General features: G+C 35.7%; 20 protein-coding genes. 3 read left to right on the forward strand and 17 right to left on the reverse strand.

From position 1 onward, the window contains the following. Window positions 1-6 precede the first annotated feature (6 nt). From mglC to VZL98_10095, 11 genes are all read right to left on the reverse strand, one after another. The gene (gene mglC / locus VZL98_10045) at window positions 7-1,041 is read right to left on the reverse strand and encodes a galactose/methyl galactoside ABC transporter permease MglC (protein ID WVH63029.1); all 1,035 of its coding nucleotides are present in this window, start codon (window positions 1,039-1,041) and stop codon (window positions 7-9) included. 9 nt (window positions 1,042-1,050) lie between these two features. Further along, a complete protein-coding gene (locus VZL98_10050; GenBank protein WVH63030.1) occupies window positions 1,051-2,523 on the reverse strand; it encodes an ATP-binding cassette domain-containing protein in 1,473 nt (490 codons plus the stop codon). 94 nt (window positions 2,524-2,617) lie between these two features. Then, a complete protein-coding gene (locus tag VZL98_10055) occupies window positions 2,618-3,745 on the reverse strand; it encodes a galactose ABC transporter substrate-binding protein (protein ID WVH63031.1) in 1,128 nt (375 codons plus the stop codon). 288 nt (window positions 3,746-4,033) lie between these two features. Next, window positions 4,034-5,251: a hypothetical protein gene (locus VZL98_10060; protein ID WVH63032.1), complete on the reverse strand. Its 1,218-nt coding sequence runs from the start codon at window positions 5,249-5,251 to the stop codon at window positions 4,034-4,036. Further along, the gene (locus VZL98_10065; GenBank protein WVH63033.1) at window positions 5,248-5,820 is read right to left on the reverse strand and encodes a prepilin-type N-terminal cleavage/methylation domain-containing protein; all 573 of its coding nucleotides are present in this window, start codon (window positions 5,818-5,820) and stop codon (window positions 5,248-5,250) included. The genes VZL98_10060 and VZL98_10065 overlap by 4 nt, the downstream gene beginning before the upstream one ends. Then, on the reverse strand, window positions 5,759-6,106 hold the full coding sequence (locus tag VZL98_10070; GenBank protein WVH63034.1) for a type II secretion system protein: 348 nt from the start codon (window positions 6,104-6,106) through the stop codon (window positions 5,759-5,761). Before VZL98_10070 ends, VZL98_10065 begins: the two co-directional genes overlap by 62 nt. After that, window positions 6,106-6,546: a type II secretion system protein gene (locus VZL98_10075; protein ID WVH63035.1), complete on the reverse strand. Its 441-nt coding sequence runs from the start codon at window positions 6,544-6,546 to the stop codon at window positions 6,106-6,108. The genes VZL98_10070 and VZL98_10075 overlap by 1 nt, the downstream gene beginning before the upstream one ends. Beyond that, complete coding sequence (locus VZL98_10080) at window positions 6,546-7,286, reverse strand: prepilin peptidase (GenBank protein WVH63036.1); 741 nt, start codon at window positions 7,284-7,286, stop codon at window positions 6,546-6,548. The genes VZL98_10075 and VZL98_10080 overlap by 1 nt, the downstream gene beginning before the upstream one ends. Window positions 7,287-7,300: 14 nt before the next feature. After that, window positions 7,301-7,684: a prepilin-type N-terminal cleavage/methylation domain-containing protein gene (locus VZL98_10085; GenBank protein WVH63037.1), complete on the reverse strand. Its 384-nt coding sequence runs from the start codon at window positions 7,682-7,684 to the stop codon at window positions 7,301-7,303. A gap of 43 nt (window positions 7,685-7,727) precedes the next feature. Further along, the gene (locus tag VZL98_10090; protein ID WVH63038.1) at window positions 7,728-8,828 is read right to left on the reverse strand and encodes a type II secretion system F family protein; all 1,101 of its coding nucleotides are present in this window, start codon (window positions 8,826-8,828) and stop codon (window positions 7,728-7,730) included. Further along, window positions 8,794-10,020, reverse strand: coding sequence for a GspE/PulE family protein (locus tag VZL98_10095; protein WVH63039.1), 1,227 nt, complete (start codon window positions 10,018-10,020; stop codon window positions 8,794-8,796). The genes VZL98_10090 and VZL98_10095 overlap by 35 nt, the downstream gene beginning before the upstream one ends. A gap of 259 nt (window positions 10,021-10,279) precedes the next feature. Between VZL98_10095 and VZL98_10100 the strand changes: the two genes are divergently transcribed. Continuing rightward, window positions 10,280-10,981 (forward strand): ABC transporter ATP-binding protein, encoded by a 702-nt coding sequence (locus VZL98_10100; GenBank protein ID WVH63040.1) that lies wholly within the window; start codon window positions 10,280-10,282, stop codon window positions 10,979-10,981. Window positions 10,982-10,987: 6 nt separating this feature from the next. After that, the gene (locus tag VZL98_10105) at window positions 10,988-15,157 is read left to right on the forward strand and encodes an FtsX-like permease family protein (protein WVH63041.1); all 4,170 of its coding nucleotides are present in this window, start codon (window positions 10,988-10,990) and stop codon (window positions 15,155-15,157) included. 152 nt (window positions 15,158-15,309) lie between these two features. Here the strand turns inward: VZL98_10105 and VZL98_10110 are convergent, their stop codons facing one another. Next, a complete protein-coding gene (locus tag VZL98_10110; GenBank protein ID WVH63042.1) occupies window positions 15,310-16,215 on the reverse strand; it encodes an NAD(P)/FAD-dependent oxidoreductase in 906 nt (301 codons plus the stop codon). Window positions 16,216-16,390: 175 nt separating this feature from the next. Here VZL98_10110 and VZL98_10115 point away from each other — a divergent pair, with 175 nt between their 5' ends. Beyond that, window positions 16,391-17,623 (forward strand): MFS transporter, encoded by a 1,233-nt coding sequence (locus VZL98_10115; protein ID WVH63043.1) that lies wholly within the window; start codon window positions 16,391-16,393, stop codon window positions 17,621-17,623. Window positions 17,624-17,713: 90 nt separating this feature from the next. On the opposite strand, the gene VZL98_10120 is transcribed toward VZL98_10115, so the two are convergent. The 5 genes from VZL98_10120 to recR form a co-directional block, all read right to left on the reverse strand. Beyond that, entirely contained in the window at window positions 17,714-18,598 is an 885-nt protein-coding gene (locus VZL98_10120; GenBank protein ID WVH63044.1) for a patatin family protein, read from the reverse strand. 245 nt (window positions 18,599-18,843) lie between these two features. Then, window positions 18,844-20,373: a histidine ammonia-lyase gene (gene hutH, locus VZL98_10125; protein ID WVH63045.1), complete on the reverse strand. Its 1,530-nt coding sequence runs from the start codon at window positions 20,371-20,373 to the stop codon at window positions 18,844-18,846. Window positions 20,374-20,390: 17 nt separating this feature from the next. Beyond that, on the reverse strand, window positions 20,391-21,029 hold the full coding sequence (locus VZL98_10130; protein ID WVH63046.1) for a cyclodeaminase/cyclohydrolase family protein: 639 nt from the start codon (window positions 21,027-21,029) through the stop codon (window positions 20,391-20,393). A 13-nt stretch (window positions 21,030-21,042) separates the two neighbouring features. Continuing rightward, window positions 21,043-22,305, reverse strand: a complete 1,263-nt coding sequence (gene hutI, locus VZL98_10135) for an imidazolonepropionase (GenBank protein ID WVH63047.1) — start codon at window positions 22,303-22,305, stop codon at window positions 21,043-21,045. Between the two features lie 38 nt (window positions 22,306-22,343). Beyond that, on the reverse strand, window positions 22,344-22,943 hold the full coding sequence (gene recR, locus VZL98_10140; GenBank protein WVH63048.1) for a recombination mediator RecR: 600 nt from the start codon (window positions 22,941-22,943) through the stop codon (window positions 22,344-22,346). Window positions 22,944-22,948 lie beyond the last annotated feature (5 nt).

Genomic DNA, 22,948 nt, shown 5'->3' on the forward strand with positions numbered 1-22,948 from the left:
TCTCACCTATTTTTTCTTTAAGTACTTTCTAACGTCGATAGCTACGGCTACGATTATTATTAAACCTCTGATTATAAATTGGATATATGGATTTACTCCAAGGTAGTTTAGTCCATAAGTTATAAACTGCAGAATTGTTACACCGATAAGAATGCCCGGTATTGTTCCGACTCCTCCTGAAAAAGATACCCCTCCAACAACGCAGGCGGAGATTGCATCAAGCTCATATGAGAATCCTGTAGCTGCAGTAACCGAACCTATACGGCCTGCCTCTAAAAATCCTGCTATACCGTAAAGTACTCCGGACAATAAATAAATCAGCATTATGTTCTTAACAAGGTTGACCCCGGATACTTCAGCAGCTTCCGGATTTCCTCCTATAGCGAACATATTTTTACCAAGCTCGGTTTTATTCCAAATTAACCAAACGACTACGGCTGTAATCATTAAGAACCAGACTAGATTGGGAATTTTTAAGAATGAACCTTGAGCCAGCATTTTATACTTGTCTTGCAATGTTCCTATCGGCTGAGCTCCCTTAGCTTGAGAGTCTATATAAATTTGAATAAGTCCAAAAGCAATTAACTGGGTTCCAAGTGTTACTATAAAAGCATGGATTTTAAGAACTGCAACACCAAATCCATTTATTAATGCAAATACAACAGCAACTGCAATAGCAATTAATAGAGGTATTAGCATATTAAGCTCCGGTAAATTAGGATACATTCGGGATCCGTATTGCAAACTCTGTAATAATGATGCCGATATAGCTGCAGATAGACCCAATATCCTTCCTGCAGATAAGTCTGTACCCTGCAATACTATTAAGCCTGCAAGCCCAAGCGCCATTATTCCTCTGGTTGAGGCTTGAGTTAATATATTTGTAAAGTTTTTTACAGATAAAAATGACGGTTCATAAGCAATCATACCTACAATCATTATGCCTAGGATAAAATAAAGTGCGTAATTAAGTAAAAATTCCTTAGTTCTCTCATTTCGTTTTATCTTGTCTATATCTGTGTGAGTATTCTTTTCGTTCATTTTCGCCTCCTATAGATATTTACTAGCGAGGTGCATTATCTTCTCTTGATTCAGATTTGCTACATCCTCTATACCAGCAACTCTTCCATCACTCATAACCATAATCCTGTCACATATACCTAGTAGTTCGGGTAGTTCGGATGAAACCATGATTACACCTTTACCATTGTTGACAAGATCCAGTATCAATTTATAGATTTCATATTTAGCTCCTACGTCTATCCCCCTGGTAGGCTCATCCAATAGCAGTATTTCAGGATCCGTTAATAACCATCTACCAATGATTACCTTTTGCTGATTACCGCCTGATAATGATTTTATATGAGTCTTTTGAGATGGAGTTCTTACATTCATACTCTGGATAACCCAGTCTGTACTTTTCTTCACCTTGCTATCACTAATAAATCCGGATACCTTATGATTTTTCAAGCTCGATACTGTGGAGTTTGCCGCAATGTTTAACATTGGAAATATCCCCGTTGCTCTTCTCTCTTCCGTTAACAGCGCAAATCCATTGTTGATTGATTCTCTAGGATTTTTATTGGTTAATTTCTTACCATGAAGTAAAATTTCACCCGATTCAGATTTATTGACACCGAATATAGTCTCCAATAGTTCTGTACGGCGTGAACCGACCAAACCTGCAACACCTAAAATTTCACCTTTTCTAAGTGAGAAAGATACATCCTGTATCGATGGTTGATATTTTGCAGTAAGATTCTTAACTTCTAATATAGTTTCGGAAGGCTTATTGGTTTTCTCAGGAAATCTATCTGTAAGCTCCCTTCCAACCATCAGTGCTATTATCTTATTGTTGTCTAAGTTTTCAGCTCTTTCGGTGGCGACCCATTGTCCGTCTCTAAATACGGTAATATCGTCCGATATTCTAAGTATTTCTTCCATTTTATGTGAGATATAGACGATGCCCATACCTCTATCTCTTAACATATTTATAACATCAAATAATATCTCTACTTCTTGCTCCGTAAGTGAGCTCGTCGGTTCGTCTAAAACAAGAATTTTTGCATTATAGGAAACAGCTTTTGCTATCTCCGCCATCTGCCTTTGTGAAACCGATAATTTATCCATCCTGGTTCTTGGATTGATATTTAATCCTAAATCCTTAAATGCCTCTTCCGTAAATTCATACATCTTCTTATGGTCAATCAGCATACCTTTTTTAGGAAATCTCCCAAGCATCATATTTTCAGCAACAGATCTCTTCATAACTTGGTTTAACTCTTGATGAACCATTGAAACTCCATTTTCCAGTGCTTGTTTAGGATTCTCAAATCTAACTTTCTCCCCTTGAAGAAATATTTCTCCTTCATCTTCCATATAAATCCCGAATAGACATTTCATCAATGTGGATTTACCGGCACCGTTTTCCCCCATCAAGGAGTGTACTGTTCCTGGTCTTACTCTAAATTGTACTTTGTCTAGAGCTTTAACCCCCGGGAAACCCTTTGATATCCCTTTCATCTCAAGTAAATAATTAGATTCACTCAGTTTGATCACCCCTTCTATGTAATATTAATTTTTGAGGTCGCCGTTTTGGCGACCTCTTAAATTAAAATTATTTTGCTTCGTATGGTAGATATGGAATTCTGACAGCTATTCCACTCTCGTCATATTTATAATCTGTACCTTCGATAAACTCTTTTCCTTCTAGAGAGTTCATAGTCATTAGATGCATTGCTTTAGCCATTGCATCAGGATCTTGTTTAACTGTTCCTGTCATAGCTAAATCGTTAATAACTTTTTGAGCTTCTTCAGTAGCATCAACACCAAATACTCCAACATATTTAGCTGGATCTATCTTACCGTCAACTACTTGATTTAAGCCTGCAGCTTGAAGAGCAGTTAGTGCACCTATAGCCATACCGTCATTGTTTGCTATAACAACGTCGATATTATCAAGGTCTTTTGCAAGCCATGATTCCATTGCAGTTAGAGCTTTTGCATTGTCCCAGTCAGCGATTTGTTCAGCAATCTTATTTACTTCGATTCCTGCTTTTTCTAATTCTTCTACTGAATACTTACTTCTTGCAACTGCTTCAGCATTTTCTATACCACCATGAAGTAATACATAGTCAAGTTTACCATTGCCATTTCTGTCATGGTTTCCTTCTTCCCAGTAAGCTTTAATAAGCTGACCTTGTAGAACACCGGCTTCTTCGATTTTAGTACCTACGAATCTAGCTTTATCGTATGATTTATAAACATTTCCGTCGGTAGGCTCTCTATTGAAGAATATTATAGGTATTCCGGCAGCCTTTGCTTTATCTATTACGATATCCGCAGCTCCGAAGTCAACTATATTTACTACTAGAACATTAGCGCCTTTTTGGATAGCTACGTCAATTTGGTCATTTTGCTTAGCTTGGTCGTTTTGTCCATCGTATTCTGTTAATTCTACATTTGCATCGCCTTTAACCAATTCAGTGAAAGCATTTCTTACAGTTGAGATATAAGTATCGCCATAGTTATAGTAGAAAACTGATACGTTTTTCTTGTCGCCTGCTGGCTCTTCTTTTTTATCTTCTTCTTTAGGTTCTTCTTTCTTATCTTCTTTTACATCTTCTTTCTTTTCTTCAGTCTTTGCATCATCTTTAGCCGGCTGCTCTTTTGGAGTACAACCTGCAAAAACTGATAGTAACATGACTAGTACTAATAATAATGATACTACTCTTTTGTTAAACATATATTAAAACCCCCTTATTATTTTAATGGATAAGATACTTAGTCTATTAAAACACCTCGTTTTACTCCATTAATATAGTAGTTATAATATCAAAACCTCTTAATCCTGTCAATACATACGTTTTCATAAGCTCTTGGCAGATATAGTATTTATCCGATTTTTAAAAACTTTCTCAATATATGTAAAACAAAAGTTAAGATACCACTACTATAATAAGGCATAAAGAATGCTCCTCTACGCCATTGACTGGTATTAAATCATACTCTTGCGTCGATATTGAAATTCATATTAATAAGAGTAACTTAGTTCCTGCACCTTCGGCTCTATAAAATTCCTATATATGGAGCCATATTTTTCAAATCTCGACGCCTTTGGTATTAGTGCAATGCAGTCCGGTTTACCGACAGCCGTTAGAATAGCCCCTGTAACCTCTATATTTCCCTTTTTGATAATTGGATTACCCTCGAGCATAAGCACACCTCTTATTTCTATATCAGAATCTATTACGGTATCTTCATCCATTTTTATTAACCCCGATAGAATCAAAGTACTATCCGATGAATAAACGGTATGAGGTCCTATTACAAGTCCGCTGTACGTATTTTTGTCTATGATGGTCCAATCTTCAGGTTTGTTTTCTGATTTATCATCGACTTCATCTTTAGTTTCTTCTGACTCTTCAGAACTTTCATCATTCTCATATATTATTTCAGTTTCTTCCTCTTCTATAGGATTCTTTTGATCTATCTCTTCCTCGTTTACAGATTCATCTCTAGCCTCATCGTCTCTGGTTTCATCATTAGATTTAGTGCTAGCAACTACGTCCATATTATCTTCAGCATCATTTTCAGAATCATCATTTTTTATATCCTCTGCCCCTATTTCGTCCTCAGTGAGATCAATTTCTCCTTCGACTTCTTCGTCATCTTCGGTATAGACCCTATAGGCAAGTTTACCATCTTTTTGAGTGAATATTCTCTTAATGCCATCTTCCAAAAATAAAACATCTTCTATATACTTGTCGATGTAACCTGCTTTTTGAAGATTATCGTATTCTTCGGCATTATCCTCTATATCGATTAAAAGACTATCGTCATAATACAAGTCATTAAATAACTTTATCGATCCCTTATTTTCATAGACAATGCCATCATAATAATTTTTAAACTCAAAATCTAAGTATCCTTCCGTATTTTTAGTATATTTTACATCATATTTTTCTTGACCTTCAAATATAGGGTCTATGGATGCTTCTAGCTTCCACTCTTTTCCTGAATTTATCCTACTCGCTCTTGTAATGTTATCATCAATCAATCCGGAGCTTATCAAATGATCAATTGCCAAATAGGCATTTGACTCTGTTAGATATTTTTGGTTTATATAGTCTTCTGAATAAACTACGATTCTGTTTTTATTTATGACAGCTTCAGTTATGGATACTACGACCATAAATAGTAGTGCTATCGCAAATATCGCATAGACATAGATATATCCTCTTTTTTTCATGGACTATCAACCCTTTGTGCATAGATCTGTGTTGTATACAAATCCTTCTTCGAATTATTGACTTCAACTACCAAATCTATCAGTTTAGATTCCGTATTTAAGCGTGAACCGTCGATTGATACTACATTTTCTATTATGGAATTAACACCCTTGTCTTTCAGGCTTTTAAAAGATATCTTTTTGGGATCACTTTCAGCTGTATTGAAAGCTATTCTCCAGATATTGGAATCCTTGTAAGCATAGTATACGTACTTATAGTTGGATCCGTCCATTATCCTCAATACAAATCCTAAATTACAGCTATAATTCTCATTTAAAATAAATTCGCTACTATCATAAACGACTTCAGATTTAATTACATCGTCATTGATAAGTCCAAATAGATGTATTCCCGAGTAGATATTATCATTTACCGTATATGAATATTCCAGATTTTTAAAACTAAAGTCTACGAGCATCGAAAAAACACCGATTAATATACTCGCTATAAAGACGGTTACAATTAATTCAATTAGCGTAAATCCCCTTTTCGTTTGGCAGTGCCAGCTTGGTTTTAAACTCTTTTTCATCATCTATTATCCTCACTTCGACAATTGTAAATCTTCCGCTCACTTCTTCCTCAACCTGATATTCCAAATCTTCTGGTATATTCAACTTTGTATCTATACCGGTAAAATGTTTGGATTTAAAATTCTCCATTATTGCCTGTGCATAGTAGGCATTTTTAATATCATTTGATTTATCATTTCTCTTATTATGATTAATGTAAATTGCAGGAAGCAAATATACCACTACAATTGCAAGTATTGAGAGGGCTATTATTGCTTCGAGTAAGGTAAATGCAGGTCTCTTCATTATCTTTCACCTCTTATATACACCTTTCCACTTGCAACGCCTATGGTCACCGTATAGTATTTTTTCTTTCCCTTATATTCTATCCTTCCACCTTTATTGGGCATCCCGTCGTTCTTAAAATGAAGTTGTTCATCATAATATGTGGTATTTACTCTGCTTAATTTTTCTAATTCTACTTTTTTTACTTCTTTATTTGTTTTTTCACCGGCTTGAAAAATTTTATAGCCATTAAAATCCGTAACCACAACTTGGAATTCTACATTTGATTTGGACACTATCGCCAAATTACGGGCATATTTAATATCATTTACAATTGCGCGAAATTCAGCTCTCTCCTTGATTTCATCAATGGCTCCGACTTTGAGGATGGCAATGGAAAAAACTATAGCTATAATAGCTATCGTGGAAATTAATTCCAGATATGTAAATGCTCTTTTCATTATATCCACCTCATCAACTTTAAAATGGCATTCCCATAATTGACGATAAGAAAATAAGACGCAAGTATAAATGGCAGAAAGGCAATCTTATTCTTTCTACCAGCACCTTTAAATATTAAAACAGGTATGTAGAGAGCTGCAGCCCAAAAGGACATAAATATCAACATGATTCCATTTAGAAAATCAAAAAAACTTAGAAGGGATATAAATACCAATAGATCTCCCTCTCCTATCGGTGTATTTTCAAGTCTTCTAAATTTTAAAAACAGCAAGAATAAAAGCATCTGCATAATTCCCACGACCGGATTAAACTCACCTATGATAAATTTATAAAATAATGCAGCACCTGCCATTATAAATAGGACTATAAGATGTGAATCGTATATGGTATTGGAGTTTAAGTCAGTTAAGACCAAAATATATAGTACCGAAAATATCACCATATACTCTATAGTAAGTAAGCTTGGTCCAAGATTGTATAGCCCGATAACATATGCTACCGGAACAATCAGTTCAGAAATAAATACATCGAAAGGTATTTTTTTATTACAAAAACTGCATCTGCCTCTTTGAAATATATAGCTAAATATGGGAATCAGAGAGTAGATTTTAAGTCTTTTATTGCAATACATACAATGCGAAGGAGGGGCAATTATAGATATGCCCCTTAGTTTCCTGTTCGCAACTAGATTAAGGAATGAACCCATTATCATTCCGAAAATAAAAATTAAGTGATACATATTTTTACCTATAATTAACCATCAGTTCCTGGATTGGTATTTCCTTCACTTGACTCATCTTCCCCAGGTGTAACGGTAATCTCCCCTTTATCAGAGATTGTCACTTTATAATCTCCACTTTTTAAAGGATTTTTTGGCCATTTATCGATATATTTTTCCCAATTCTTTGACTCTACATCCCATACTACTCCATCTTTAGGATTACCCTCGTCAGCTAAATATGTAGTAGCTGCAGATTTAAGCACCCTGACATTCGCAATATGTGCAGTCTCCCTAGCTTTTTGCCTTGAATTTACAAATTTGGGCAGCGCTATTGCCGCAAGCAGCGCCAGAATGGCAATGACAATTACGAGTTCGACGAGTGTAAATCCTCTCTTCTTTCCTTTTCTAATTAACAATTGTTTCCTCCTTCATAATTTATTTTAAAGATTTCTCTTTAAATCAAAAATCAACAAATGTAACCAAATCAAACATAGGAATGGCAATGGATAGTACGATAAATCCGACTATGAGCGCCATAATCAGAATCATTATCGGTTCAAAAATCGATATAAGTGCATTCATGGAATCGTTCAGCTCTGATTCATAATAAAGGGCTGTCTTTTCCATTACTTTATCGAGATTTCCGGTTTCTTCTCCAATTTTTAGCATTGATATAAATAGAGCCGGAAAGAAACTATCCACCGAAAAACTTTCGTTTAACGTACTCCCGCATGTAATTGCTGTAATTACATTTTCGTAAATTTTATAGATATATGTATTTGATGTACTGTTTTTAATTATTTTTAAGATCTCCAGAACTGGTACACCGCAGCCACTCAGTATTGAAAAGTTTGCAGCAGCATTGGTCACGGTCCGGTATTTAATATACCTTCCGATTACGGGCAGCTTTAAAGCAGTTATGTCTACTATGTATTTAAATCTCGCATTTTTCTTATACAATAGATAAATTCCTATGTTAAATACTATAAAACCAAATAATATAATCAAGCCGTGACTTGAAAGCAGCTTACTTATTGCAATAAGTAACCTAGTTGATTTAGGCAGTATTCTGTCCGAGCTTTCGAACAGATTGAGAAAGATTGGAAATACATAGGTCAAGACAAATCCCAATACTATTATCGAAGTAATCATTAGGATTGCAGGATAGATCAAAGCACTTTTGATTTTCCTATTATTTTCCGCCTTTTTAATATAGAATTCTGACATCATGGACAGAACCATATCAAGACTTCCACTCATTTCTCCTGCATTTATCATTGCCGAGAGTAATTTTTTATTGTCGAAATCTTCTTTCGATACGGCTTCTGAGAACGATAGCCCCGATCTTACTTCAATCAATAATCTGTCTACGATTTTTTTCAGTTTAGAACTTATCGATTGTTTTGAAACTATTTCAAGCGCATTATGTATACTGATACCGGCAGATATCATTACTGATAATTGATTTAAAAGCATACCTATACTTCTGGTATCAGGTTTAAAACTTATATCTTGATTTAGAAAACTAACCGTCTTTCTTAATAGATTGGATTTGTCCATTACATTCTCCTAAATTGTAAGCATGTCTTAAGACATCGTCTATATAAAGTTCCCCTTTGATAACTCTGGATAATCCGTCATAGACTAAGGATTTAATCCCCTTCTCTTCTCCGATTTTTCTAAGAGTATTTATATCCGATTTATTCTTAATTGCATCTATAAAATCTTCATCTATCTCAAAAACTTCTGAGATTACTTGCCTTCCTCTAAATCCATTCGTACAATGTTCGCAGCCCATAGGAGCTTTTAAATTGATATTTTCAGCATCTCCAATAACAGATTTAATAATACTTAATTGCGAAATATTAGGTTCCATTTTGACCGAGCAATGTGGACATAATCTTTTAACGAGTCTTTGTGACTGAACACCTGCCAGCGCAGATGCTATAAGGTATGGTTCTATTCCCATATCTAAAAGTCTGATTATCGCTGAGTAAGAGTCCATGGTATGTAGTGAGCTGAGGAGTAGATGCCCTGTAATCGCTGCTCTAATCGCAATTTCAGCCGTCTTTGTATCCCTTATTTCTCCGACCATAATTATATCGGGATCTGATCTGAGCATAGATCTTAATCCGATACTAAAATCCATTCCGGCCTTCTCGTTAACTTGGGTCTGATTTATTCCCTTTATTTTAAATTCAACGGGATCTTCAATGGTTATGATATTGGCTTCTTCATTATTTAGTTCTCGTATTAATGCATATAATGTCGTCGACTTACCACAGCCGGTAGGTCCCGTACTTATAAGCATTCCACTTGATTTACTTAAGATACCCTTTAAGGTATTGTAGTTTTCTTCTGAAAACCCAAATTTATCAAGTCTCATATCATATCTGGTGCTGTTTAGTATTCTGATAACGGCTTTTTCTCCGTGTATCACAGGCGTAATAGCTACTCTTAGATCAGTATCTTTCGAGTCATTCCATGAAATTCGACCGTCTTGTGGAAGTCTTCTTTCAGCTATGTCGAGATTTGAAAGTATCTTTATTCTGGTAATAATTTCAGATTGTCTTTCAGAAGGAATATCGCATATTTTTATTAGATCTCCATCTATACGGAATCTTATCCTGGTAGTTTCACTCTCTGGTTCTATATGTATGTCCGATGCCTCTACTTCTATGGCTTCGTTTATTATTTCTTCAATAAGTTGTGATACTTCAAGATATTTTATTTTTTCGTCTTTGCTCTTCACTTTAATCACCTGCCAATAATAGTATACCCTACCCATCAATTGGTAAAACAGTTTAATCATCAATTAACAAAATATTCCTTAATAACTTAAATATTTTGTTCTTAAACTTCACTATATCTATTATTGACGATATAATTATACCCCCATTTATATATTTAATTAATATAATCTATTACAGGGTATATATAATACAATAAGAGTGATATACTTTTATTAATCAGTTTAATTAAGTGTTTTTATGTCTAAGGATGGTGGAAATATGAGTTATGTAGAAATGATCGATTCTTCCAAGTTTTATAAAATGGGAGACCTTGGGATTATAGCTAACAATAAAATCAACTTTAAAATAGAAAAAGGCGAACTCGTAGTTATCGTAGGTCCCTCAGGTGCAGGTAAATCGACTGTACTGAATATACTTGGAGGGATGGATAAAAATGACGAAGGCAGTGTTATAGTTGACGGGAAAAATATCTCTAAATTAAACGAGCATGATTTGACTACGTATAGACGTTATGATGTGGGTTTTGTATTTCAGTTCTATAATTTGGTTCCAAATTTAACAGCAAAGGAAAATGTAGAGCTTGCATCTCAAATAGTACCTGATGCACTCAATGTAGACGAGGTCATGGAAAAGGTTGGATTGGAGCACAGAAAAGATAATTTCCCCGCACAATTATCGGGAGGAGAACAGCAAAGGGTGGCTATTGCCAGAGCTTTGGCTAAAAACCCAAAATTGCTGCTATGCGACGAGCCGACAGGAGCTCTTGATTACAAGACAGGTAAATCAATTCTAAAACTATTACAAAACACTTGCAGAGAAACAGGAACAACCGTAATTATAATTACACATAATCAAGCAATCACACCAATTGCCGATAGGATTATAGAAATAAACGATGCCAGAGTCAGAAATATTACAGTAAATGAAAGGCCTGTATCAATAGACGAGATAGAATGGTAGGATATTATGAAGAAATCAGCTCTTAACAAAGATATAATTAAAGAGTTTTTTAAATCACGGTCCAGAGTACTTTCCATTATTGCTATGGTCGCTCTTGGCGCGCTTGCAGTTATTGGTTTGACTGTAACCGGTCCGACTATGAGAGAGACTATTGAAAAAAGACTGGTCGATTATAATATTTCCGACCTGATTGTGCAATCCACTTACGGACTGGATTATGAAGATCGTGCAGCAATCGATAGAACCAAGGGTTTTAAAAAAGTCGAATATGGTTATCAGCAGGATATTGTAATAAAAGGCACTGACAATCTCATCAGGTTGGAATCGATTGGTGAGACAATGCCTAAATATAAGGTAGTGGAGGGAAGACTCCCGGATAAGATTGGTGAGCTCGCAATAGATGCTCACCTGCCGGATGAATCCATCAAAGTCGGACAGACGATAGGTGTTCTTAAGGGAAATACTGACCCGATTAAAGACGAACTTAAAACCGATGTTTTTAAAATTGTAGGCAAGGTGGAATCACCTGAATACATCAATATAAATATTAAAGGCAGAAGCAGTTATGGTAAGGGACAGTTAGATGGATTTGCAATTGCTATCGAAGAAAACTTTGATCTTGAAGTTTTCACAATAGCCAGAATACTACTTGATGAAACCTCAAATTTATATAAATATACGAGTGAATATAATAGTATATCAGAAAAATATAAAAGTGATCTCACATCTAATTTAGAAGATCGTCCAGAAAAAAGACTGGCGAAAATAAAAGATGATGCAGAAAAAGAGATTAAAGATGCTCAAGAAAAAATCGACGATGCGAAAACCGAGATCTCCGATGCAGAAAAGAAACTGAAAGATGCCAGAGCCGAGCTTGATGATGCTCTCGTAAAGTACTATGACGGTAAGGAAGAATACGAAAGAGAAACTACCAAGGCTAAGAATGATATAGATAAAGCCAGAGTCGAACTGGCAGATGCCAAGAAAAAGCTGGATGATGGTCGTAAAGAGTACAATGATGGTGTCGAGAAGTTTAACAAAGAAATAGGCGATGCCGAGAAGAAAATCGAGGATGCAAAAAAAGAGCTCGCCGATGCAAAAATAAAACTGGATGACGGTTATGAAGAGTACGAAAAAGGTTTAAGTGAATACAATGACGAAATCTCAAAAGCTGAAACTAAATTAAATGATGCAAAAAAAGAACTGGATGATGCCAGAAAAAAACTTGATGACGGATGGAAAGAATATAATGACGGAGTAGAAGAATTCGAAAGGGAAATTGCAAAAGCCGAGAATGATATCATAGATGCAGAAAACCAACTTGACGATGCTAGAAAAAAACTCGATGATGGTTATCGTAGAATCGAATCTGAAGAACAAAAACTTAAAGCCGGTTGGGACGAATATAATTCAGGACTTGCAGAACTTGAAGCACAAAGACCGGCACTGGAAGCTGCAAAGGCACAGCTGGATGCCGCTCAGGCTCAAATTGACATGGGCTATCAAGAACTTAATTCCAATGAACAAGCCTTAATTGTTCAAAAAAATCAGTTGGAACAAGCAAAGGCAGGCATTGAACAGCAAATTCAGCATCAGCAAGCGATTATCGATAATCCTGAATCGACACCGGAAGAAATAGCTGCAGCTCAAGCTGCTCTTATCGCACTTCAAGCACAATTAGCCGAGATAAATGGCGGTTTAGCGGATGTTGAAACCGGTCTGGCTCAAATAGCTCTTTTAGACCAAAGCCAAGCTGACCTCAATCGTAAGAAAGAGGAGTTTAATGTCGGATACCAGCAATTCTTGGCTGCCGAGCAACAATTAATCTCAGCTAAAGCTAAGCTGGAAGCAGGAGAAATAGAAATTGCAAAAGCAAAAAATGAATTAAATGTTGGGGAATTTGAGTATTCTCAGGGTCTTAAAAAGCTGGAGGAAGGTAAAAACACTCTTGCTTCCGAAAAAATAAATGGCAAACAAAAGCTAAATGATGCACTTAATGAACTTGACGATGGAGAAGTCAAATATAGTGACGGAAAGGCCGAATACGACAAAGGCCTTGAGGAATTCAATGAAGAAAAGGCCAAGGGAGAAAAGAAACTTGCAGATGCAAAAATAGAACTGGATGATGGCCAAAAAGAATACGATGACGGTCTTAAAGAGTTAGTAGAAGCAGAAGAAAAATTAGCCTCCGAAAAGAGCAAAGGTGAAAAAGAGCTAAAGGATGCTCTGGACGAATTAAATGATGGAGAGAAAAAATACACTGACGGATTAAAAGAACTGGAGGACGGTATTGCTGAATACAATAGCGAGGTTGCAAAAGGAAGAGCTGAACTTGAAGATGCTTACAATAAGATTTTAGACGGTGAAGAAGAATATAAAGATGGATTAAAGGAATTTAAAGACAAGACTAAGGATGCCGATGCTAAAATCTCCGATGGAGAAACTGAAATAGCCGATGCAAGAAAAGATCTGGCAAAATTGAAGTTACCTAAGTATTTCGTTACGGGTATTAATGATAATGTGGGAATATATACCTACATAGGCAACTCCAGAAGAATGGATATGCTGGCACTCATATTCCCTATTTTCTTCTATGCTATTGCAATGCTGGTCACCGTAACGACGATGTCCAGAATGGTAGAAGAGCAGCGAACTCAAATAGGCACATTGAAGTCATTAGGATATAGTACCGGCAGCATACAAAAGAAATTCCTAATCTATGGTGCACTGCCTGCTACATTGGGTGCAATAATAGGAATAGTCTTTGGACATACTCTTCTTGCCGAGATGATTTTCAAAGCTTATTCGACCGGTTTCGTAGTCGGTGAGATGCAGCTGAAACCTTATCCACAGTTTGTAATACTTGCATTTACTGTTTCCGTTTCACTTATAGTCCTTACTTCCCTATTTACTACCAATAGGACATTGAAACATAATGCAGCTCAATTACTAAGACCTAAGACGCCAAAGAGCGGAACCAGAATTTTCCTTGAAAGGATTAAACCTATTTGGAATAGGTTGTCATTCTTATACAAAGTAACTGCAAGAAATATATTCAGATACAAGGCCAGAATGACGATGACGATAATTGGAGTTGCAGGTTGTACAGCACTCTTATTTATGGGATTCGGGATCAAGGATTCCATCACGCAGATAAAACCTCTTCAATACAATGAAATCATCCACTATAATTTGGCTCCGATAATCGATGATGAAGCTGATAAAGCTGATATTGATAAGGTAAATGAAATTCTGAAAACAGATGATAATATAGATAAACATACTGATGTACGCTATGAATCCGGACTTGTCGAACTTACAGGAAGACCGGATCAGGAAGTCAGTATCATAACTGTATTTGACGATATCGCATTTAAGGAATTCGTAAGTTTACGGAACAGAAAAGACGGAAAACCTATTTCTCTAAGTAGTAGTGAGATAGTACTTACCGAAAAACTCGCTAAGCTGCTAAAGCTAAAAGTTGGAGATGACTTTTCATTAGAAGATAAGGATAATGACATCAGGAAGTTAAAAGTAGGTGCCATAACCGAAAACTATGTTAACCATGGAATCTACCTAACTCCTAAAGCTTACAAAGAAATCTTTGGGAAAGATTCAGAAATGAACGCAAAACTTCTTATCATGAATAATAAGAACAGTACAAACGAAAAGGTAATCACTGAACTCGTTTCAAAGCTCATGTCACAAAAAGCTGTACTGTCAATTGTCGATATGACTAGGGTGAATTACCAGATAGGAGAACTTTTAAATTCACTGAATCTAATTGTATTGGTACTCATCGCCATATCCTCAACGCTGGCCATAGTTGTACTTTATAATCTTACCAATATAAATGTAAGCGAGAGAATAAGAGAGCTTTCAACGATAAAAGTCCTCGGATTCTACTCAATGGAAGTAACCTCATATGTGTATAGAGAAACCTTCTTCTTAACAATTATAGGTATAATCGGTGGCTACCTGGCCGGTCATATTCTCCATTGGTTTATAATTAATGCATTGGTACCTGAAAATATTATGATGTCGCCAAGAGTTCTGCTTTCTAATTATTTAGTCTCAGCACTTATAACCTTGGTATTGTCAATAATAGTAATGTTTTTGATGCATAGAAAACTAAGGAAAGTTGACATGGTAGAAGCATTGAAAGCTATCGAATAATTGTAAATTGAGTCGTTAAATCGTTCCACATATTCTAAAGGACCCATCGAAAAGATGGGTCCTTTTTTACATAAAAATGAATGATGCAAACTTAAAATTTTCAAGTAAATACGTAAAAACCTTAAAATAACTAATCATTAGACTTAGATATACTAGCCTTTCCTAATATAATTGTATGCTTCAATGCCGGCTAGCGTTCCATCAGAAACAGCAGTAGATATTTGCCTCATCTCTTTTACATTAATATCTCCACATGAATATACTCCCGGAATGCTCGTCCTTATACCATCTGATTTTATATAACCGTCTTCCATTTCAAGTAAATCAATAAATAAACTGCTATTAGGAGTCTGTCCTATATATGCGAAAACGAGATATGGACCATCGGCATATTGTTTAACCTTACCCGTAACTATATCGATTATATTGACTTCCGTTATTTCATCTTTATCGACTTTCAAACTTTCAAGCTCTGAAGATGTATGGACTATAAACTTATCATTGTTTTCAATCTGTTCTTTAAATTCATGAATTGTAAGTAGTGCGTTTTGATTTTGTACAATATGAACTCTCCTTGCGTATCTTGCCAGACTTATTGCTTCCTTACAAGCCCCATCGCTTCCTCCTAGCACAAAAACTTCCTTATCTTTTGCATCAGCAATTTTCTCATAGACATTGGGCTTGATTAAATATCCATCTGTTTTATCAATTGGTGGTAATTTTGGCTCAGAACCTGTAGCGATGATGATAGTTTTTGCTTCATACTTTGAATTAGAAGTATAAACGGTCTTTATTTCACCTTCCAATTCAACCTTTTCCACTTTTTCAAATATTACTTTGGTATCATTTGAGTTTAGCTGTTCTTCAAGCTTTATTCCAAAACTCTCACCTGACTCATCTGTATCCAAACCGGGATAATGGCTCACTATTGTAGTCAAAGTTATCAGACCTCCTATCCTGTTCTTTTCAAATAGAAGTACTTCTAAACCTCTGGCTCTTGCATAATTGGCAGCGGCTACCCCAGCGGGTCCTCCACCTATAATTATTACATCTATCATTTCTTCAATCCTCCGAATTTTATTAAGTTAGACATTGGTAACCAGTTTTATTTTATCATATTTGGGATTTTTATTTCAATATTTATGAATAGTGGATTACGGCTTTACGCTTTTACATGCTTATGCTATAATGTATCGAAGTGTTGCGATATTTTGTTCTAAGGGAGTGATTTGTTTGGAAAAGAGAATTATTAGATTATTTATCGGTACCATAGTCCTATTAATGTCAGGACTTATGTACGCTTGGTCAGTTTTATCAATTCCGATAAAGCTCGATTTGCCGAGTATTAATCAAGGTCAAATATCATTGGTATTTTCATTTGCAATGGCTTCATTTTGTCTAGGTGGATTAGCTAATGGACTATTAAAAATATTAGGACGAGGAAAAATTTCAATATTTCTGGCGACGATATTGATGCCCTTAGGCTACATAATAAGTTCGTTATCAACAGACATTACCCAAATTACAGTAGGCTATGGAATTCTCGTAGGTTTTTCAGTCGGTATTGTATATGCTTACATACTGAGCAATATTACCTGCTTATTTCCCGGAAAACAAGGTATCATCTCCGGTATTTTGCTATTCGGTTTCGGTATGAGCAGTTTGGTTTTTGGACCGATTTATACTAAATTGGTAGCTGGTAGTCCGGATTTGTGGAGAACACTATTCAGATATTATGGAGTGATAATGCTGGCAGTACTATTTCTATCAGCCATTTTTATTCCCGATCAAAATCCGAAAAAAGATAATATAGAAGATAGTACATCGACCAGACCAAGTTCCATGGTAGGTACGAGTGCATTTTGGATTATATTTCTGTTTTGCTTAATAGCATCGGGCACAGGTTTAGCCATAATATCTCAAGGAGCCAATATAGTAAGCACAAGCATTAGAAATATTTCTCCGGAAAAAATAGCATTATATATCGGAATTATATCCATCTCAAATGGATTCGGAAGAATTCTGGTAGGTCATCTTTTTGATACATTGGGATATCTTTTCAGCATGAGATTTATTACAATTACAGCATTATTATCACAGCTATTACTCATACTCAATACGTCCATCGGATCAAATACCTTAATACTTATAGCTTTTATACTACTTGGAATATCGTATGGAGGAGCACCAAGCTTCAACTCTGCAATAGCAATAAAACTATTTGGTCAAAGATACTACTCCATAAACCTTTCACTGCTGAACTTACAGCTCTTAATAGCATCTACATTCAGCACTATTTCCGGCAATCTTTTCGATAAATACAACTCCTATCTCCCGACATTTTATTTATCCATAGGAGCAGTATTAATTGCCTTTATTCTGATATATTTCATGCAAAAAAGTGTGGAAACAATAGAAAAGTCAGTCGAAAAAAACATAAGGCATAAACAGGCTCAAAAAGCCTAAAATCTAAATCAAAGTCTTATTTCAATCAATAATTATTTTTTATATTAGGATTCTGACTCGCTTCATTATAAAAAAGAATGCCCGAATTATTTATTCGGGCATTCCTAGGAATTGTTTAAGGTCATTTATTTGTCTGTTTCCTTGATTTATTCCAAGTTGGTACATTTCTTCCAATTTTTTTATGTCTTTTTCCCTATTGTCGATTGGCATTGAATCCGGATAGATTACAAATGCTTTGTTCTCTCTTTCCAGTTGTTTGATGTATTCCATTGTTTTGTTGTATTCAATGTATCTGTTCATTATAGTTTCCAATGTCTTTGGATAGCTTTTAAATAGTCTTTTTAATATTCTCTTTCTGTTTGGAGGTCCTTTTATATATCCTTTTTCTCTGGTTAAAACTATTACAAATTTCTCAAATCCCCTATTCATGGCAGCATCTAGCGCTATTCCACATTGGATTCCTCCATCTATATACATTTCACCTTTTACTTTTGTCGGAGGCATAAAAATCGGAAGGCTGGAACTGGCTCTGACCATCAGCATGAGGTCTTCCATTTTCTCAACATCTTTTCTGGACCAGTATACCAATTCAGATCTATCCATATTAAAGGCCCCGATGTCAAAATCAGCCTCATTATTTAGGAAGTTTTCAAAATTATATGGCAGTGTACTTCCGGGCAGGCAGGATTCACAATAGATGTACTGGGCATTGAAAAAACCCTTGCCTCTTAAGAAAGTCCTCCAGCCACCAAATTCAGGATCTTTTACAAAGTCTACGAATGAGGCTTTGGTTCTCTTTTTGTCTCTAGATAGATAATTGAGTGTACAGCTTGAACCTGCAGAGATTCCGGCAATATAGTTGAAGTATAATTCATTTTCTAAAAGTGTATTTACTATTCCTGAGGTAAAGCTTGCTCTCATTCCTCCACCTTCAAATATCAATGCCGTATCAAATATATTACTCTTTAATTCCATAATATCACCATTTCTATATTCATAATTTTTCAGCTCTACAATTTTTTTAATATTGCACTCTATATTATAACAGATTAATAAATCCTTTTAGTAATTGTATTGAGTTTGATTATTAAACTTTTTCATTTCCGAGCTTACATTTTTATATTATAACAGATGTTCTTTACAACTTAAACTTTTGAATTTTATTAACAAAAAAAGAACCCAAGTAAAATCACTCTTACTTGAGTCCTTGTGTTTTAGTACTAGAATAGATCTCCAACAATCGGTTCTACTGCTGAATAGATTTTTCCTGAAACTACCAGTTCTGTAACTGCTTCAATGTCTATATTCATAATTCTGTCTTTGTCATAGAAAGTAACTGCATCTCTAACTAGTTCATAAGCTTTTTCAGTACCTGCTCCAAGTTTTTTCTTGCCTCTTAAATCGATAGCTTGGCAAGCACAAAGTATTTCCATTGCGATAACTCTACTAGCATTGTATAGTATTTCACTTGCTTGTCTAGCTGCTATGGTTCCCATAGATACATGGTCTTCTTGGTTCGCAGATGACGGAATAGAGTCAACACTTGCAGGATGTGCCAGTACCTTGTTTTCAGATACAAGCGCAGCTGCTGCATATTGAACAATCATAAATCCTGAGTTTAATCCACCTTTTTCAATCAAGAATGCAGGTAGACCACCGCTTAATGCAGGGTTAACTAATCTTTCAAGTCTTCTTTCTGAAATATTAGCTAATTCTGAAATACCTATTTTTAGGTAGTCAAATATTTGAGCCATTGGTTCTCCGTGGAAGTTTCCACCTGAGATAACTCTATCTTCTTCTACTAATATAATAGGGTTGTCTGTTACAGCATTCATTTCAAGTTCAACTTTTTCTTTTACATAACTCATATTGTCATGACATGCTCCATGAACTTGAGGTGCACATCTAAGTGAGTATGCGTCTTGAACTCTAATTTCGCCTTGTCTTGTAGTCATTTCGCTACCTTCAAGGATTTTTAGAACAAATTCAGCAGTCTTAATTTGACCATTTTGTCTTCTAATGATATGAGTCATAGGCTCAAAAGCATCTGTAATACCATTAAGTGCTTCCATGGTTAAACCAAGGGAAATATTGGCAGTTTTATACAGGTTGATTGCATCGTAAAGTGCATGTGCTCCAACTGAAGTCATAACCTGAGTACCATTTATAAGAGCAAGGCCTTCTTTGGAAGTAAGATGGATAGGTTCCATTCCTGCTGCTTTAAGAGCGTCTAATCCACTCATTCTCTCACCTTTATAAATTGCCTCACCTTCACCCAGCATTACTAGAACCATGTGTGCCAATGGAGCTAAGTCTCCACTTGAACCGAGAGATCCTTTTTCAGGTATAATTGGATGTATGCCATTGTTCAACATATTAATCAGCTGCTGAATGGTTGACATCCTGATTCCGGAATACCCTCTTGATAGTGCATTAATACGTAGAAGCATAACTCCTCTTACTACGTCTTCAGGTAGTGGATTACCTACACCACATGCATGGCTTACTATTAGATTTGTCTGAAGATCTACAGCATCATCTTTAGAGATAATGACCTTGCTAAACTCTCCAAAACCTGTAGTAATTCCATACTCTACCTTATCTTGCGCTACATACCTGTCAACCAGCTCTCTAGCCTTGTTGACCCTTTCAACTGCTTCCTCAGTAAGTTCAACCTCACCATATCCTCTGGTAATTTTAATAAAATCTTCTAATACCAGACCTTCGCCATTTAATTTGAACTTTGGCATACTTCCAACCTCCTAATTTAGTTTAATCTTTCGTATATAATTTTTAGAAGAGCTTCTCTCTTTTCATACATTTTCTTAATTAGGGCATCCATCTCTTCTTTTGTTTTGTCGATATATTCTTGGTCTTTCATAGCTTGTAGGTTTATCAATACATTATAAACAGCACCTTCAAGCCCTGAGCTAGCCATTAAAATACCAACACCTATGTCACTAACTGCACCTTTTGTACCATATTTTGCAAATGCTTCTTGTAATTCAATTACTTCCATACAAGCATCTGCACATCTCTTAGGTACTTCCAATGCAATTTTATAACCTTCTTGTACCGCTGCCATTCTTGCTTCTTTTTGTTCTTCGGTATCTTTCGGCATTGCAAAAGCTTCCATTACCTTATCAAAAGCATTCGCATCCTTATCAACGATCTCTTCCAATTCTTTCTTTAAAGCTTCCAGTTTCTCAGAATTTTCTTTTAATAGATTCTGAGTTTCTTCAGGTAGTTCTTTAAAAGCTTTCTTGTTAAAAGTTAAGCTTCCTACCATTCTTGATAGAGCTGCACCTATAGTTCCTGCAAGTGCTGAGACAGATCCTCCGCCCGGTACAGGTTCATTACTGTCTACAATCTCCACAAAGTCATGCACCGTTTTCTTAATTAACATCAAATCTCCTCCTTTAATTTATATCAAAAGCAAGAGTTTTGTCATAGACTAATTCTCCCGCCTTGATTACCTTCTCAACCAGATTAACCGCAATAGTATATGAAAGATGTTTATAGCTTGGAGCATTTAGTATTATTACATCACCTATTTTCCCTATTTCTAAACTTCCTCTGTCACTCGTCATATCAAGAGCAGCCGCACCGTTTAAAGTCAGGGCAGTGATAGTTTCCTCAACGCTCATTTTCATGTATATTGTAGCTAGTGCAATCATTAACGGAATCGAATTTGTATGGCAACTTCCAGGATTAAAATCAGATCCGAGTGCCACTGCCGCTCCATTGTCAATCATAAACCTAGCCCTAGCATAAGGTTCTTTTAAACTGAAAGCAGTTGATGGTAATAATGTCATTACAGTTCCAGCTTCAATCATATCTTTAATTCCCTGATCAGAAGCCTTCAACAAGTGATCTGCACTAACCGTTTTAAGTTCTGCAGCCAGTTCACTTCCACCTAATTGAACTATCTCATCAGCATGCATTTTAAGCTTAAATCCTTTTTCCTTAGCAGCTAATAGTAGTCTTCTGGAGTCCTCGATTTCAAAAACATTTTTCTCAGTGAAAATATCACAGAATACCGCTTTACCAACAGCAGTATCGAGTCCTTTTTCTATAATGAAGTCTACAAACTCACTAGTCCTGCCTTTATACTCTTCGGGAATATCATGTGCAGCCATATAAGTCTTTACTATATCTATAGGATGCTCTTTGTTTAAATCCTCCATTACATCTAACTGTTTAAGTTCAGTTTCTATATCGAGTCCATAACCCGACTTACCTTCAACAGTAGTAACTCCGAATGAAAGCATGGAATTAAGTCTCTGTCTACCGGTATTCATAAGTTGGTCATGGCTTTCTTCATGAGTTGCCTTAACGGTACTCTTAATACCTCCACCGGCATTCATAATTTCCATATAACTTACGCCCATAAGCCTTTTGTTAAATTCATCATCTCTATAACCGCCGAACACAAAATGAGTATGAGAATCCACAAAACCCGGCATTATGGTCTTTCCTGTTGCATCTATTACTTCGTAATTAACCTCATCGACGCCATTTAATACATCAGAAGTCTTTCCGACCTTAACAATCTTGCCATCCTCGATAATAAGAGCAGCATCTTCGATGACTAAAAGCTCAGACATCTCACTTCCGCATCTTTTAGAATCTCCAACAGGTGTTGCCAATTGTGTAGCATTCTTAATAATTATATTACTCAAAGTTCCACCTCTCTATCTATAAAATCGTATTGAAAAATTTATAACTCTCTTCGATCTTCCAGTGCTTTATATAAAGTCTCAGAATCAAAATACTCAATATTTCCACCTATTGGGATTCCACTTGCAATTCTGGTTACTTTTACATTTTTATCCTTCAGTAATTCCGCCAGAAATAGTGTAGTCATCTCACCTTCAATAGTTGGACTTATCGCCAATATAACCTCTTCAAATTCGCCACTATCCACTCTTTCAAGTAAACTATCGAGATTTATATTGTCTGCTTGAACATCATTCAATGGTGAAATAAGGCCATTTAAAACATGATATACACCCCTATACTCTTTTGATTTCTCTATGGCTATCAGATTAGGTGTATCTTCAACCACGCATACAATCCTGTTATTTCTCCTGTCATTAGAGCATATATCACAAATTTCCTTATCGGTTAAATTACCGCATTTATTACATTTGTGTACCTTTGTCTTAATATCGGATAGAGCTTGTCTTAACTCTTCTATCTCTTCGAGATCGCTAGAAACTAATTTTAAAGCCAATCTTTCTGCGGATCTTCTTCCTATGGAAGGAAGCTTAGACAGTTTTCCTATAAGCCTTTCTATTGGCTCGGGATATAAGTCCATAATCT

Source organism: Peptoniphilaceae bacterium AMB_02, from assembly GCA_036321625.1.
GTDB lineage: Bacteria > Bacillota > Clostridia > Tissierellales > Peptoniphilaceae > Microaceticoccus > Microaceticoccus formicicus.

Excerpts from the sequence above, each read along its gene's own strand:
- mglC (WVH63029.1), bottom strand. The coding sequence starts at position 1,041 with ATGAACGAAAAGAATACTCACACAGATATAGACAAGATAAAACGAAAT.
- VZL98_10050 (WVH63030.1), bottom strand. The coding sequence starts at position 2,523 with ATGAAAGGGATATCAAAGGGTTTCCCGGGGGTTAAAGCTCTAGACAAA.
- VZL98_10055 (WVH63031.1), bottom strand. The coding sequence starts at position 3,745 with ATGTTTAACAAAAGAGTAGTATCATTATTATTAGTACTAGTCATGTTA.
- VZL98_10060 (WVH63032.1), bottom strand. The coding sequence starts at position 5,251 with ATGAAAAAAAGAGGATATATCTATGTCTATGCGATATTTGCGATAGCA.
- VZL98_10065 (WVH63033.1), bottom strand. The coding sequence starts at position 5,820 with ATGAAAAAGAGTTTAAAACCAAGCTGGCACTGCCAAACGAAAAGGGGA.
- VZL98_10070 (WVH63034.1), bottom strand. The coding sequence starts at position 6,106 with ATGAAGAGACCTGCATTTACCTTACTCGAAGCAATAATAGCCCTCTCA.
- VZL98_10075 (WVH63035.1), bottom strand. The coding sequence starts at position 6,546 with ATGAAAAGAGCATTTACATATCTGGAATTAATTTCCACGATAGCTATT.
- VZL98_10080 (WVH63036.1), bottom strand. The coding sequence starts at position 7,286 with ATGTATCACTTAATTTTTATTTTCGGAATGATAATGGGTTCATTCCTT.
- VZL98_10090 (WVH63038.1), bottom strand. The coding sequence starts at position 8,828 with ATGGACAAATCCAATCTATTAAGAAAGACGGTTAGTTTTCTAAATCAA.
- VZL98_10100 (WVH63040.1), top strand. The coding sequence starts at position 10,280 with ATGAGTTATGTAGAAATGATCGATTCTTCCAAGTTTTATAAAATGGGA.
- VZL98_10105 (WVH63041.1), top strand. The coding sequence starts at position 10,988 with ATGAAGAAATCAGCTCTTAACAAAGATATAATTAAAGAGTTTTTTAAA.
- VZL98_10110 (WVH63042.1), bottom strand. The coding sequence starts at position 16,215 with ATGATAGATGTAATAATTATAGGTGGAGGACCCGCTGGGGTAGCCGCT.
- VZL98_10120 (WVH63044.1), bottom strand. The coding sequence starts at position 18,598 with ATGGAATTAAAGAGTAATATATTTGATACGGCATTGATATTTGAAGGT.
- hutH (WVH63045.1), bottom strand. The coding sequence starts at position 20,373 with ATGCCAAAGTTCAAATTAAATGGCGAAGGTCTGGTATTAGAAGATTTT.
- VZL98_10130 (WVH63046.1), bottom strand. The coding sequence starts at position 21,029 with ATGTTAATTAAGAAAACGGTGCATGACTTTGTGGAGATTGTAGACAGT.
- recR (WVH63048.1), bottom strand. The coding sequence starts at position 22,943 with ATGGACTTATATCCCGAGCCAATAGAAAGGCTTATAGGAAAACTGTCT.